Raw genomic sequence first — 14,514 nt, forward strand, 5'->3', positions numbered from 1 at the left:
GCCGTCGAAGAGTTCAAGCAGCCACGCCAAAGCGCGGAGGTGCTAAGGTTTCCGATCGGGCGCCGCTGCTGAGGTAATCTCCACGGCCGCCATGTAGCCTCGCAGGTGAGGCGCTCACCGCAGGGACTCCGACCCGTGAGGGCCGGCAACGAACGCATTGGCAAACGGAAAGCCCACTTGCTAGTCCCGCTCCCGACCGGCGTGGCAAGAAGGCCGGCGGGTTCCCAAGCGGAGACATTGATGCCGGACTATGACGTGCTTTGCATCGGCAATGCCAATGTCGACATCATTGCCCAGTGTTATGAGGCGTTTCTCGAGACCAACGGCATCATCAAGGGCGCGATGAACCTAATCGACATAAGGCGCGCCGAGCTGCTGTACAGCCGCATGGGCACGGCGATCGAAGCCTCGGGCGGCAGCGCCGGCAACACGGCCGCCGGCGTCGCCAGCTTCGGCGGGCGCGCTGCCTTCTTCGGCAAGGTGTCGAACGACGCGCTCGGCGAGATCTATGCCCACGACATCCACGCCCAGGGCGTCGCCTTCGGCACCAAACCGCTCGAAGGCCAGCCGCCGACGGCGCGCTCGATGATCTTCGTCACGCCCGATGGCGAGCGCTCGATGAACACCTATCTCGGCGCCTGCATCGAACTCGGCCCGGAAGACGTCGAGCCCGACAAGGCGTCGGGCGCCAAGGTGACTTATTTCGAGGGCGTTCCGACAATATCTCAGAAGGCGCAGATGGTGCCCCTCCGCGTTTACGTCGGGGATGACAATGACCTCCTCTATGATGCGAGGGGCATTAAGAAGATCGCCGAATTCAACAGTTCAATTGTCATTCGTTTGGCGCGTGAACGTTGCCCACCAACGTTCGCAATGCAGGCGTTGCAACCCGAACATATGATGAAGAGCGCCTGAGGTTTCTTCCAATACGGCAACAGGCAGATGAGGCGCATGTGTTGCGAGCTGCCGGGGTGATCTCGAAAAACGAGCAGTTCCTTCATCCGATCAATGTACGGCCAAAGCCCGCTCTGCCTGCGAAATTCGCAGCGGGTTTTGCCCAAGCCCTCGAAGACATTGCAGGCACGCAGGCAACGGCCATGGTTGCCCATGCGAAGCATCAATCATGGGACACCAAAGTGGGAACAGACGGCTATTTCCATAGCCTTGTAGTGCACCCCGATTGCACGGGCGAAGATTCATGGGGTCGCCAGCCCGCGGCGAACATCTGTGAAAGATTCGGAATCAAAGAGTGGTCGACCGATAGGTCCATGCATGTGAGGGTAGTGAATAATCTGCGTGCAAACAGCCCAGACCGTTTTCAAAAGGCGTACGAAAGGGCCGCCGAGATGATCTCACTGCAGCATGGACCTGAAAGGCCACAGAAGATCGTCTGAAGCTTGGTGAAACGGGAATGCCTCGTTAGGCGACGGCTATTGGAATCCGAGTAACCCCTTAAGCATTTCTCGCTCGACTCCCGGACGCATTTCGACTGGCAGAACGACGGGCGGACGCCATCCATCTCCATCCGCCAATTCTCGACAGCGGCAGTCTATTTCCGAGTGTCGCGATCAGACCCGTTGTGGAAGTTTGCTCGCCCTTGGTCGAACTCACCCCCCCCATGACCCAGGGGCTGTCCTTGGGAGGAGTGCTTTTTCGGATTGTCAAGATTTAGCCGTGACCGATCGAGCAGCGGTGTAGGTCGTGCTGCTGAGGGAAATCAGGCGTAGCCCGCTCCTGTGCCGAGCCCGTTCGATGGCTGCGTCAATGTTCGGATTTTAGGTGACACGCAAAACAAGGCTAGTCTTTATATAAAAAACAAATATCGTCTGCATTTCTGTTCTTTGGGTTAGCAAGAGAAGCAGGCATCCAATCCTGGATAATATGCGCCGACTAATAAAGTGACAGGCGTATACTCCGCGTTATATTTGCTAGGAAGTCACTGTAAGATTTGGGTGGAGGGTCCAAAATGACAGTCGCCGACTCGCAACGGCTGCGCACCATAGCCAAGCAAATTGCCGACGCGAGTTCGCCGGAAGTGCTGGCCAATATCGGCGAAGTGCAGAGACAAGCGGAGTATTCCGGATGGGTGGCCGATGCCACCAAGGCGATGAACGCGCGCTATGGCCCCGGGCCACGGCGCAGCCGGCCGAGGAGGGTGTGGAGGCGGCCCTCGGCGGGGCACCGCCCCCTCCAGGCGCACCACCGCCCGGCGGCGCGGATGGCGCACCTATACCGCCCCCGCCGCCAATCACCAATGACGAAACCATCGTATTCGCGGTGGGCACGCCGGTCTTCCTCGTCCAAAACAACGCCATCGACATCAACAGCGCCCGCGCCGAGGCGACGGCTTGGCGACAGATCCTGACGACTAACGCGCCGCTGCTCAATCGCAGCATGGCCTCGATCGGTCGCGTCGACGTGAGTAATTTCGACAACCCGTTTGTCGGAACGGCCTGGGTCATCGACGACGGGCTGGTGGTCACCAATCGGCATGTTGCCAACCTCTTTGCGGAAACTTGCGGGGCAGGCTTCACCTTCAAGCTCGGCTTCGACGCGCGCACGCCGATCGGTGCCGATATCGATTTCCTCCAGGAATTCGGGAACGCAGCCTCCGAGCCTGTGGCGGTCGAGCGAGTCGTCTGGGTGGCGCCGGAAAACCTACCCGACGTCGCCTTCCTAAAGCTCGCGCAGAACTCGTCATCCGTCGGGCGTATGAAGCTGCAGCTTGCCCCCGACACGCCGCGGGCAAAGCTGCCTGTGGCCGTGGTCGGATATCCGGCAAGCGGCGTCCGGTTCTCGGATCAGCAGCTCGTCAACAAGATATTTGGCGGTGTCTACGACAAGAAGCGGGTGGCGGTGGGCAACCTCCTCGGCGTTGGCGGCGACAACATTACCCATTCTTGCGCGACTTTGGGCGGCAACTCCGGCTCACCGGTCATAGACATCGGTACCGGGCAGGTGGTGGCGCTGCATTATCGCGGCATTGAATTCATTGAGAACGACGCGGTGCCGATGGACCAGCTCAAGCGCTGCCTTGCTCGCGCACGCGGCCTACTGGAGCACACTGGAGGATTTATAAGGCCCGACAACAGCAGCGGGGGAGGCAATTCAGGCTCTGGACGGGGTGGTATCACCTTCACGGTACCGCTCAGGATTACAGTCGAGATCGACGGCGCTGCGTCGCCGATGTTTGGTGCCGCCTCGTCGGTCGGCCCTACGCCAACTCCTACCGCCGGTCCGGCCTCGACCAACGCCGCACCGCCCGCGGGCAGCCCTCCTCCAGCCAGGGAAAAGACGCTCGCCGCCGTACGCACTGCACGCGCTCTTCTTGCAAATCGCGAAGACGTCGTTGCGGTCAAACCGGGGTATCGCTTCGAGAATGGTGAGATCACCGACGAGCGCGCTGTGGTTATCGCGGTCAAGCGCAAGGTCGACCTCGGCGCGCTCGAGTCGCGCGGGGTGATACCGCTTCCTTCCTACATCGATGGCGTACGCACAGACGTAACGGTCGCCTCGACGTCCGACCTTATGGGACTCAGCGTCGGCGACGAGGCACCGCCTAGCTGGCATACCAGCTACAAGCCGCGGCCCGATCTGCCTCTCACACGACGCAAGACGTCGACAAAGTTCACATTGCATACGGGACCCGACGCAAGCTGGCCGGTGCTAGGGCCGTTCCTTGCGGCAACGACGAAGTCGCTGGTGGTGGCGATGTACGATTTTGGAGCCGTCAACGTGGTAAACGGCGTTCTCGACGCGGTCAAGACCAAAGCGGAGACGATGTCTCTCGTGTTGCAGATGGGCGGCAAGGTACACGCGGGCGATTTCACCGATTACGAAGCCGTGGATAAGATTCGCGACCAAAAGGGCAGCAAATTCAACTTTGCTCCAGCGAGCGTGGGCAAGACTGGGATCTTCGATTCCGCCTACCATATCAAGGTCGCAGTACGCGACCGCTCGGCAATGTGGCTGTCAAGCGGCAACTGGCAGAGCTCCAACCAGCCCGAGGTGGCGCCGCTAACCAACCCGGGTCATGCGAACGCGCTCAGGCTATACAACCGTGAGTGGCACGTGGTGCTTGAAGACAAGGAGCTAAGCCAGCTCTACGAAGCGCACATCCTGCGCGACCTCGAGGAGGCCAAGGGAGCGCCAGAATCGGTGATGGACGAGCCGCTGGTGTGGGTGCCGGCTGACCTGACGTTCGACACGCTCGAAGCGGCGGCGAAGCCGCGTTACTTCCAGCCGATGACGGACACGCGTGAGATCGACGTGCAGCCGATCCTTACGCCCGACAACTACATCGACGTAGTGCTGCCGTTCGTCCGGTCAGCGAAACGCACGATCTTTTTTCAGAACCAGAGTTTCAACACCAAAACCGTGGGCGACAACTACTGCAAGCTGCTCGATGCCCTCTTGGCACAGCAGAAAGCAGGTCTCGACGTCCGCGTCATCTTCCGTTCTTTCGGTTCGGACGACCGAGAGACGATCAGCGATGCCAAGGACTACGGCTTCGACACAGGCAAAATCCGCAAGCAGAAGAACTGTCATACCAAAGGCATCATAGTGGACGGCGAAGCGGTGCTTATCGGAAGCCACAATTGGACCACAGCCGGAACCGGATTTAACCGCGATGCGAGCCTGATCTTCTACGACCGTGGCATTGCCAAATTCTACGAGGACATCTTCCTCTACGATTGGGATCGAATTGGACCAGCCAAGATCGACGAGTCGCTGCCAGCGCCGATCATCATGACCGCGGCCAACGACACAACGCCACATCCCGGCTACGTGGCAGTGCCGCTTTCAGTCATCCTAGGGCGTTGACCAGAGGGCTATTCGATCGGCGAAACATGGAACTGCCCCTCGCGGCTTGAGGCAGCCCGCAACGAATCCAACACGTGGGTAGTAGACACAGTTCACCGGGTTCTGATTTGGCGCATCTCCGCTTTCTTGAATGTTAAATCCTACCCTTTGCCAAAGGCATGATTCACCGGGAGAATCCTGGGCCGTTCATTGAGCGGGCTGCGGTTTCCGCTGATGTGAGTTGTGGGGCATATCCGTCACGTGCGATGTCATGGCTCAGGCTGTCGATGTCGTCCCTCTTGGCCTCAGATACGGAGCGTCGCACCGGGTCATCAGGAACGAGCAGGTCTACGATGCCGCGCTCGAACGGCTGTCCGACCTCATGTCGGCTGCTCCCGGCACCCCTGAGTTCGACGAGCAGCAATGTTGGTCGATGGGTATGAGGCTGAGCATCAAGTGGTCGAAATGCCTACGCATGGCGATACGGCGACTTTCGGAAGGCCGTCGCGGTCAGCGCTGTATGCGTCAGTGTGGGAGAAAGGCCCGGTCCCCGACGTAAATCCATAGGCGGATGGTCGGTGCTTCATCTTTGCCAGGCGAAACAAACGCCGTCCGTGCGCAGTGTTCTTGAGGGCGGATTGCAAAGTAGTACGCATCCGCGCCGCAGCTAACTGCAGCGCAGACGCAGCGTGGCCTTGGCTCGTCTATGCTTTTGCTAGGATGGCCTCTTCCTTCTGTTGCATCGAAATTGTCGTGCTGTAATACGGCCAAATGTAAGGTCCACCCGCACCTTGATTCAGGTCTTGATTGATTGCCTCATACCCAGCGATAGCTGGCGGTGTGGACTGATTGGTTACAAGCAGTTGGAGGGCTGTGATGGGCTGATTGCCTGTTTCGCCGTTTTTCCAGACCATGTAAATGTATTTCCCGCCTGCCCCTTGTTTGAGGTCTTGGCCCGTCCATTGCCAACCAGAAGGCGGATTCGATTGCGCTTCGTTGTATGCAACGAAGTTGATCGATGTCACAGGATTGCTGTTTCCAAGAATATAGCCAATGTAGATGTACTTTCCGCCGACGCCTGTATTCGTGTCGGTTGGCAGGAAATCCCAAGGCGGCTGATATTTTGGTCCAGAACTGTCATCGACCTGATTTGTCAATTGCTGAATCGGCGTAGTCATTTTGGCGCTCCATTTTGTGCCAGAGTTTTCACTCTTCCGCCGGATCATCACTAGATCTTTGTTTTACGTGAGAGCGTAAGAGCGACCGTCGACCAGCAAGTCTCGCGCCAATCGAAACTATGATGCTGGGACGATGCGTTAACTCTGAGCGCGATCTGTCTCGTTTCGGACATTGTCGAAGTTCCGACAGCAAGCCTTTGCTGCCCGATCGATACGCGGTGCGTTCTAATCTCCTAGCGTCGCGAGGCGTGCATCCGGACGTATTGAGGTAAAGAAATGGCGCAGCCGGACACGACGGCCAATGCGCCGATGGGTCCCAAGGCGCCGAAGAGCACTGTGCTGACGCCGGCCGAGGAAGCCATCGTGGTGGCGTTCCGGCAGAAGACGCTGCTGCCGCTGGACGACGTACTCGGCTGCCTGAGAGACCTCAGCGCAGCGCCCTGCACCGATGCCTCCAGCGTCACGGCGTCTCCCGGCTGCCGGTCGAAGAGACCAAGGAGCAGCGCAAGCGATTCAAGACCTACGAGATCGGCTATGTCCACATCGACAGCTGCGAGCTGCGCCACGCCGACGGCAAGCTCATCATGTTCCTGGCCATCGACCGCGTCTCGAAGTTCACCTATGTCGAGTCCACGACAGCGCCGGGATGATGGAAGGCTCAGCCTTCCTCAAAAACGTGGTGGAGGTCTTCCCCTACCCAGATCCACATCGTGCTCACCGACAATGGCATGGCCTTCGCCGACCTGCCCAAGAACCGCGACGGCCCCAGCCGCCGCTTCTTGGGTCCGCACATCTTCGACCGCGTCTGCATCGCTAACGACATCGAGCAAGCGCTTTTTGGTCAGATTTGCGATATTCTCTTCTCGCGCATGGATGACCGCGTGGCGAAGAGCAGGATCGAGGTGAGAGTCCTGCCGCGAAGCCTCTATCGTCGTACCTCATTTGCGGCATCCGTGCGCGCCTTCTTCGGACCTCGTCGGTTCCAGCCGGAGACAAAGCGCGCGTATGCGCCCTCGGCCTGTTCCACCCAGCGCCTCTCCTCTTCCCGGCGGCTCTTGATGTTGTAGACATGCGCGGCCCCCTTTTGGCCGCGCACAGCCTTGCTCCCGGCCTTGAGTTCCACATCGCGCAGCTTCTTGGCATGCAGGGAGGGTCGAGCCCACGCGTAACTCTCGACCTTCGTCAGCAGATGCCAGATCACGACAGCGAGTTTGCGTGCGGTTGCGACGGCCGCGACATGCTGGCCGCGCCGGGCTCGCACGCGCAGGAAGAAGGCAACGGTCCTGGTGCGCGTGCCGCCGCCCAGGCCGCTTCAACGGGCATGCCGCGGGCATGTCCGCGTCCCTGCTTGGTGATCCGTCCGTGGTAGGCAGGTCCTGACCCTGATTGCCGGACACTCGGATTCAAGCCAAGATAGCTCACAAACTTCTGCGGCTCCTCGAAGCGCGACACGTCGCCGATCGCGGCCTTCATTGCAAGCGCGACGGTCATGTCGATGCCAGGAATGGTCATCAGCCGCTTCACGCTTTCATCTTCAAGAGTCGAGCGGGCAAGATCGCGCTCGATAACATGGAGGTCGTCGCCCAATCGGTCGAACTCGCGCAGATGCCGATCGATCGCGAGGCGCTCGTCTTCCGGCACGATCTGTTCGCTCAACCAAGACCGGCCCTTGGCGCCGCACAGATCGGCATGCGGGCAGGACGGGATGAGGTGGCTATGAAGGATCGACTGGATGACATTCTTCAAGCGTGATCTTTGCCGGACGATCTGATTGCGCCGCGTCACCTGCCGGCGCAGTGCCTGCGTCGGTTCGTCCGGAATCCAGACTTCCGGCAGGAAGCCGCTGGCATAGAGCTGCGCCAGAACGCCGGCATCGATCGTGTCCGCATCCGGGAAAGTCGCGAGGGGCGGCCATGTAACGAGCTCGGGCTCTCAGCCCACGGTCTAAAGACGGCCTGCCCGCACTTTCGTGCTCCCGGTGCCCCACGTCCCGGATGGGCTCACCATAAGGCCGTTCCCAAAGAAGAACAGTAGGACGAAAAGGCACCACAGATCACAATACCGGATAATGGCCAGGCCGAGCGGATGAACCGCACCATCAAGGATGCCACGGTCAAGGTCTACCACTACGACGACCTGCAAAGCCTCAAGGCCCATGTCCTGGCCTTCGTCGCCGCCTACAACTTCGCTAAGCACCTCAAGGCTCTGCGATGGCGAACGCCCTACCAGGTCATCTGCGAGGCCTGGACGAAAGACCCGTCAATCTTCAAGCCAATCCGCACCATCTCATTCGGAGACCACACACCTAGCAACTGTGGAACGGCCACGCGGGCAAGCGCTTTTTTAGACATTTCACCCAGCGGGATAGGTGCGGTCATATGTTCGGCCTTTCAGCGCGGTGTAAGACCGCTGGCCTCGATGAAATTCGCGATGCGAGGGGCTGATCAATCTGACGCGCTGTAAGCGCATTGTCGCGCCGGCCTCTCTCGTCTCGGGATTTCCTCCAGTGGGTCATCGTCTAATTGTGCACCTTGCCTCTGTCCGGCGTCGCGCCGGCCAGTCCGTCCTGGTCGTCGTTCGGCTCAGGCGCGTGCTGCGCCGCTTGCCGCACCAGTATTTCGATATTTCCCGCCCTTGGTGAGCAGCGCCCAGATAATCCTCGCCATCTTGTTGGCGAGCGCGACCGCGAGGACCTTGAAAGGCCGCCGCGCCAAAAGGGTCACTAGCCATCGCAGCGCTTTGTCGTTTCCCTTAACGCGCCGCAAGACAGACGTCGCGCCACAAACGAGCAGCGAGCGGAGCGTCGGGTTGCCCATTTTCGATATGCCGCCGAGCCGCTCCTTGCCACCGCTCGAATGAGACTTTGGCGTCAGTCCCAGCCAGGCGGCGAAGTCACGGCCGGATTTGAACCCGTCGGGATCCGGGACCAGCGCTTTGACGGAAGCCGCCGTGATCGCTCCGACGCCCGGAATTGTGGTCAGCCGTCGCATGTCCTCATCGCGCTTCGCTTCGCCGACGATCCCTTGTTCGAGCTTGTCGATTTGACGCGTCAGCGCCTCGATCTGATCGGCGATCTCAGCCAAAGCCAGTCGAGCGGCTTTTGGCAGGCAAACGTCCTCCTCGTCCCGTACGACCTCGATCAACGCAGCCACTTTAGCCGTGCCGAGGGCGGCAATAACGCCCAACTCCGACAAATGCCCGTAAAGCGCGTTGATCGCCTGAGTTTGCTGGCGGATCAAAAGGGCGCGCGTCCTCAGCACCATGGCCGCTGCTTGTTGATCAGCAGATTTGATCGGAACGAAACGCATGGTCTTGCGGGTGACGGCTTCGCTGATCGCTTCGGCGTCGGCGGCGTCCGTCTTGCCCCGTTTTACGAAGGGCTTCACATAAATCGGCGGGATCAAACGCACGTCGTGACCGAGCGCCGCGATCTCGCGCGCCCAATAGTGCGAACCGCCGCACGCCTCCAAACCAACCAGACACGGCGGAAGCTTTTCGAAAAAGCCCAGCAGCTCGGCTCGACGCAGTTTGCGATTGAAAATCGGCGCGCCTTCGGCATCGGCGCCATGAATTTGAAAAACGTTCTTGGCCAAATCCAGGCCGATGGTGCTAACCTGCTTCACGGAACGGCTCCCTTCCCTGTGGCGTTGCTCGCAACGACCACGTTTTAGCACTTAGATGCTGTCGGTAGCGGGGCCGTTCCACACCATCAATCTGGGTCTCTCATGAGCATTTTGGTGCGTGTTGACGTTGCCCCTGCGGCCTCATCCCGATTGAAGTTCGTGGCCCACTCAGAGGGCGGCAGTACATGAAGCGCAGCCGCTTTTCTGAAGAGCAGATCGTGGGATACTGAACGAGCATGAGCCGGCTGAGATCTACCCTCATCCACGTGCATGATCAGCTTACGATGGGCGGTCTCGGCTCGATGATGCCCGGTTAGCGGGCGCGTAGCTTCCGTATTGTATGCTTGCCTTCACCTGCGGGGTATACATAGGCCCTCTCTATCGAGAAAAGCATCAAAGGCGGCAGCGACCGCGCGAGTCAAAAAGCGATGCTCCCGCCGTACGCGGACAAAACCGTTTTCGAAATCCACTATCCCGTCGTTGGCCAGGATCGCCAAGCGCTCAGCTGAATCGAGAAGACGGATCGGATCAGATCCGTAGGCGGCACAGATTGCCGGCAAATCGGCCTCAAAATCGCACATTAATCGCTCGATAATTGCGGCTCTCGCGCGGTCGTCGTCGGTGAGGCGATGGCCCTTCGATGTCGCCAGTCGGCCATCTGCGATGTGCTGGATGTAGGAATCCCGTGTAACTTCGTTTTGAACGTAGCCTTGGCCGATGCGGCCGATAGCCGACACGCCGAAACCGATCAGGGTTCTGCAGGTGTCGGCCGAGTAGCCCAACGAGTTACGCCGCAGGCGACCGGTTTTCTGTGCCAGCGCGAGCTCGTCGTCAGGCAAGGCGAAATGGTCGAGCCCGATCTCTCGGTAGCCGGCGGCACTCAGCGTCACGGCGACAGCCGCATGCTGTTCAGCGCGGGCAGCGCTGTCGGGAAGAAATTCCTCCTCGATGAGGCGCTGATTCTTTATTTGGGATGGTATATGTGAGTAGCCGAACACGGCAAGCCGGTCGGGGCGCATGGCGACCGCCGCCCTCGCTGTCTCGACGCAGGACTCCACCGTTTGACGCGGCAGGCCGTAGATGAGGTCGAAGTTGATCCGGTTTATTTCATGCCGGCGCAGCATTTTCACGGCAGCCGACGTCTGGGCTTCGCTCTGGATCCGGTTGATCGCTTTTTGAACAATGGGATCGAAGCTCTGCACGCCGAGGCTCGCGCGGTTCACGCCGGCCGCTCCTAAGGCTTCCGCCATCTCGGGCGTGAACGTGCGTGGGTCGATCTCGATGGCGACAGTAGCTGTTTTCGAGATGGCGAAGTGGCGTCGCAGGAACTCCATCAGAGCAAGGAACTCGGCTGGTCCTATGAGAGACGGCGTTCCGCCGCCGAAATGTATGTCGCTCACGGGCATCGTCTGCGGCGCTCGCTCCGAAACCAGACGGATCTCGTCACGCAGGGCCGCCAGATAGTTGAGGATCGGCGCATCATGGCAGGTGATGGTGGTGGGAAAGCCGCAATACCAGCACGCTGATCGGCAGAACGGAACGTGCAGATAGAGTGACACCGGATCGTTAGCCGGCAGGTTCCTAAGCCAGTCCTCATAAGCCTCGGCGCCGACCGCCCCAGAGAACTCCGACACAGCCGGATAGATAGTGTACCAAGGCAGCCGGGCCTGTCGAAATTTCGTGGTCTGCAACGGTCACCATCCCATGCTTGATAACAATCAAACCTACCGCTGCGCTCGCCTGTGTCTTTGCGCTATGTCAGTCCGTTCCGCTATGGGCTCGAAACTGGATGTCTTAGGAATGGCGCCGTTCGCTCTTTGGCTGGACAGCGATGGTCTGAGCACTCGGTCACCGACTGACAATGGTGATCCCGCCGCGACCCTCACGCGCACCGGTTTGTTCCACCATCCCTTCCCTTCACCTGCGTCCCGGAGATTCTGCTAAGCGCAGCTGCCGCATCCCACGAGACAATAGGTCTTGGGACCACACTTTGCTCGCAAGCTAGTGCCGCTCTTAGTGAACTCTGCCATTTCGATGAGCTCGTCGTGTGAATTGCTGGCAAGAAGCATTAGCTGTGGCGCGCCGCTTTCAGGACGAGAACCTGCTCGACGCGACAGTCCGGTCCGCCGCAATACCAAGGCTGGCGCCTACTGACTCAGTGGTGCAAGGCTGCAGCGCGTAGTTATCGACCATCAGCTCGCCAAAATGACGGCGTCGTGCCGACGGTGCCGCCGCAGATGGCTCAACGTCGGGGCTCACCGCAAACAATGCTGTCCCCATGGAACGACACTGTCGCGAAGCGAACAGACGAACCGTAGCCGAAACGTTTGCCGTTCGTGCTTGGGTGGATCCGCAAGGCAAAAACAAGGAAGCGCGAACCAAGGTCCGCCCGCACAATTGAGCTTCAAGCCGCAGCTAGATCGTCAGGCTGGCACGTCATTTGCGGTCGAATGCAATCGAACCCTTTTGTGACGCCTACCTCTACCAGCTGAGTTGACGGTGGTGATTGTACAAAATTTTGCATACCCCCATTACGTCGATAATTATGTATCGGAAACTAAACTTAATATCTAACCACAATTACCAGAGTACATTCTCGGCCTTCCTTCAGAGTTTAGCTGCCGGCGCAGCAAAATTGCGCGTATTTCAAAGTTGCTCACAGAATCACGCGTCCATCCCTTTGTTATTCAAGCGGAGATCGACAATGACCATTAGGAGCCTCCTCCTCGGCTCAACTGCGGCACTGATTGCCGTTTCCAACGCTCGCGCCGTCACCACCCTCGCCGAGCCTGACCCGACAGAGTACGTCAAGATCTGCGACGTCTACGGCTCGGGGTACGTCTACATTTCAGGCACCGAGACCTGCCTGCGAATCGGCGGGTTTGTCCGTTACGACGTCGGATTGTTTGACCGCTCAAGAACCTCGGATGTGAGGACTGGTGAGCATCAGGGCACGTGGCAAAACAACACACGCTTCACATTGAAAACCTGGACCGGCCAGGAGACCGAACTCGGCACGTTGAAGACCTACACCGAGACCCGCGTGAACTTCGGCGACCACCACACATCGGTTTCGGACAGTTCTCGGTCCTATGCCTTCAACGGAGACAGCATCTTGACTTTCGCCTGGATTCAGCTTGGTGGCCTCCGAGTTGGTAAGGACTGGTCGGCCTTCGACATGTTTATTGGCGGCGCGGGTGATGTACTGAACCAGACGCCAGTCCCGTACGGCGCTTTCGATACCAATGTGATTCAGTACTACTTGGACGCCGGGAACGGCTTTTCGGCCGTGGTTTCGCTCGAACAAGGCTCGGGCGTGGTCGGCACAATCGACAGCTACGCTCCCCACGTAGTCGGCGGCTTGAAATACACACATGGCTGGGGAGCGATCACCGGCGTTGCCGCTTACCATAACAACTACGAAACGCTGGCCGCCAAGGTCCGTGTCGACATCAATGTCACCAACGAACTGTTGCTGTTCGGAATGTTCGGCTACGGTTCCAATGGCCAGCTCAACTACGACTCCACGAATGCGGTAGACGCTCATGGTCGCGGCTTCTATAAAATTTGGGGCGGGAACTGGGCTTTCTGGGCTGGCGCCGCTTACGAGCTCAACGAGATAACTTCGTTCAACCTTCAGCTCTCGGGTGATCAGCTCAAGAACTATGGTGTCGCTGCGAACGTCGCCTATGCGTTTCTTCCAGATTTCACTGTTACGGCTGAAGTCGACTATGACCGCTACGGAAACTCCGCTGTCGGAAAAGTGAAAGCTTCCAACGTGAACTGGACCAATGCCAACAAGAAGAGCAGTGTCGGCGGCATCCTGCGTTTCGAACGCTCATTCTAATGATCAGATGAACCGACTCGGGTGGCGCCGATCCCATTGGACTCCATCGGCGGCTTTAACCCCCGGCCGGCTCGACGGAGTCTTGGCGGCTGGTGCGGACATCGCGGCGGTGGTCACCGACATCACCTTGAATGGCGATCCCGAAGCGCGCACGCGAGAACGGACCGAAAAGACAAAGCCATGGCGCTGAGGCATGAACCGCATGTGCTTGTTCCGGAGGGACCGGGCTGCAGCGGCGGTGATGGAATCGAGCGCGATATCGAGACGCTCTCCTCCTTGGGCATGCGCAGCTGTCTTTCCGTCACTGCGGTACGACATCGTCACGGACATACTTCATCTACAACCCCCGTCTGGTTGGCGATCAGATGCGTTCGGCGCTGCAGGCCAAGTCGTCACACCCAATGTTATTGAACTGGCGCTTCTCGCCGGCTCAGAGCTGGCGGTGGATGAGGTCGGCGCGCTTCAACAAGGACAACAACTGCTCGCCGCCGGGGTTCAGGCCCTGCTGAAAGGCGGCCACAGCTCAGGACCTCGCTCAACGGATGTTTACGTTGGTCCACAACCCGTGCGTCTCGACACTCGTCGGCTGGCAAGGACTTGGCGGCCATCTGGCGGTCGATTGAGGAAGCCGTGCTCGCGTCGCATAAACCACCGCGTCTGCCGCTCCTCCCATTTGGGATAGGGATGGTTCTTATCCAGACAATTCATTTTACCAATCTCTGACGATACCGCATAGCGGCGCCGGCGGAATGATCACCGTTAGGCAATGAGGATCGCACTTCGGTTAACGTTATCAGCGCAGGCCATTTTGCTGGCGGGGCAAGGGCCGCGCGCAGGAATTTGCAATGCTAGTGGCCGGCAGGCGTGCATCGCGACCGACGTAAAAACCAAGCACGTCTGCGGCCACGTTCCGATCGGCCGCATCGGCGCGCCGAATGAGATTGCCGGCGAACTAGCCGTGACGGCAGTCATCTCACCGGCGCATCCCGCCGATCGATGGCCTGCCAGTTGGTGCAGCATGGGCTGACACTGTTCACGGAATGAAGCCGCTCGCGCTCCGAAC

General features: G+C 59.3%; 7 protein-coding genes and 5 pseudogenes. 8 read left to right on the forward strand and 4 right to left on the reverse strand.

The genetic code is table 11. The annotated features are described in order from the left end of the window. Positions 1 to 240: 240 nt before the first annotated feature. From NKI49_RS29370 to NKI49_RS29380, 3 genes and pseudogenes are all read left to right on the forward strand, one after another. Positions 241 to 711: pseudogene (locus NKI49_RS29370) on the forward strand (adenosine kinase); the annotation flags it as partial. A gap of 242 nt (positions 712 to 953) precedes the next feature. Continuing rightward, positions 954 to 1,394, forward strand: coding sequence for a hypothetical protein (locus NKI49_RS29375; protein ID WP_352695854.1), 441 nt, complete (start codon positions 954 to 956; stop codon positions 1,392 to 1,394). A 688-nt stretch (positions 1,395 to 2,082) separates the two neighbouring features. Then, complete coding sequence (locus tag NKI49_RS29380) at positions 2,083 to 4,824, forward strand: phospholipase D-like domain-containing protein (RefSeq protein ID WP_352607572.1); 2,742 nt, start codon at positions 2,083 to 2,085, stop codon at positions 4,822 to 4,824. A gap of 683 nt (positions 4,825 to 5,507) precedes the next feature. On the opposite strand, the gene NKI49_RS29385 is transcribed toward NKI49_RS29380, so the two are convergent. After that, the gene (locus tag NKI49_RS29385) at positions 5,508 to 5,981 is read right to left on the reverse strand and encodes a hypothetical protein (RefSeq protein WP_352607570.1); all 474 of its coding nucleotides are present in this window, start codon (positions 5,979 to 5,981) and stop codon (positions 5,508 to 5,510) included. Positions 5,982 to 6,249: 268 nt separating this feature from the next. On the opposite strand from NKI49_RS29385, the pseudogene NKI49_RS29390 reads away from it, so the two are divergent. Then, positions 6,250 to 6,817: pseudogene (locus tag NKI49_RS29390) on the forward strand (transposase family protein); the annotation flags it as partial. A gap of 89 nt (positions 6,818 to 6,906) precedes the next feature. On the opposite strand, the pseudogene NKI49_RS29395 reads toward NKI49_RS29390, so the two are convergent. Then, positions 6,907 to 7,865 (reverse strand): annotated as a pseudogene (locus tag NKI49_RS29395) (IS110 family RNA-guided transposase); the annotation flags it as partial. Between the two features lie 183 nt (positions 7,866 to 8,048). Here NKI49_RS29395 and NKI49_RS29400 point away from each other — a divergent pair. After that, positions 8,049 to 8,290: pseudogene (locus NKI49_RS29400) on the forward strand (integrase core domain-containing protein); the annotation flags it as partial. A gap of 273 nt (positions 8,291 to 8,563) precedes the next feature. Here the strand turns inward: NKI49_RS29400 and NKI49_RS29405 are convergent. Together NKI49_RS29405 and hemN are read right to left on the reverse strand one after the other, a co-directional pair. Next, on the reverse strand, positions 8,564 to 9,604 hold the full coding sequence (locus NKI49_RS29405; protein ID WP_352607568.1) for an IS110 family RNA-guided transposase: 1,041 nt from the start codon (positions 9,602 to 9,604) through the stop codon (positions 8,564 to 8,566). Positions 9,605 to 9,954: 350 nt separating this feature from the next. Next, the gene (gene hemN, locus NKI49_RS29410; protein WP_352607566.1) at positions 9,955 to 11,295 is read right to left on the reverse strand and encodes an oxygen-independent coproporphyrinogen III oxidase; all 1,341 of its coding nucleotides are present in this window, start codon (positions 11,293 to 11,295) and stop codon (positions 9,955 to 9,957) included. 1,013 nt (positions 11,296 to 12,308) lie between these two features. On the opposite strand from hemN, the gene NKI49_RS29415 reads away from it, so the two are divergent. From NKI49_RS29415 to NKI49_RS33515, 3 genes and pseudogenes are all read left to right on the forward strand, one after another. Next, positions 12,309 to 13,451, forward strand: a complete 1,143-nt coding sequence (locus NKI49_RS29415) for a porin (protein WP_352607564.1) — start codon at positions 12,309 to 12,311, stop codon at positions 13,449 to 13,451. Between the two features lie 18 nt (positions 13,452 to 13,469). Further along, positions 13,470 to 13,641, forward strand: a pseudogene (locus NKI49_RS29420) (thiamine phosphate synthase); the annotation flags it as partial. 51 nt (positions 13,642 to 13,692) lie between these two features. Then, complete coding sequence (locus tag NKI49_RS33515; protein ID WP_502908803.1) at positions 13,693 to 14,133, forward strand: bifunctional hydroxymethylpyrimidine kinase/phosphomethylpyrimidine kinase; 441 nt, start codon at positions 13,693 to 13,695, stop codon at positions 14,131 to 14,133. Positions 14,134 to 14,514: the final 381 nt, after the last annotated feature.

The sequence above is a fragment of the Mesorhizobium sp. M0587 genome (assembly GCF_040320945.1).
GTDB lineage: Bacteria > Pseudomonadota > Alphaproteobacteria > Rhizobiales > Rhizobiaceae > Mesorhizobium.

Bases quoted from the DNA above. Each gene is read 5' to 3' on its own strand.
- NKI49_RS29380 (WP_352607572.1), top strand. From the start codon at position 2,083: ATGGGTGGCCGATGCCACCAAGGCGATGAACGCGCGCTATGGCCCCGG.
- NKI49_RS29385 (WP_352607570.1), bottom strand. From the start codon at position 5,981: ATGACTACGCCGATTCAGCAATTGACAAATCAGGTCGATGACAGTTCT.
- NKI49_RS29415 (WP_352607564.1), top strand. From the start codon at position 12,309: ATGACCATTAGGAGCCTCCTCCTCGGCTCAACTGCGGCACTGATTGCC.
- NKI49_RS33515 (WP_502908803.1), top strand. From the start codon at position 13,693: ATGGAATCGAGCGCGATATCGAGACGCTCTCCTCCTTGGGCATGCGCA.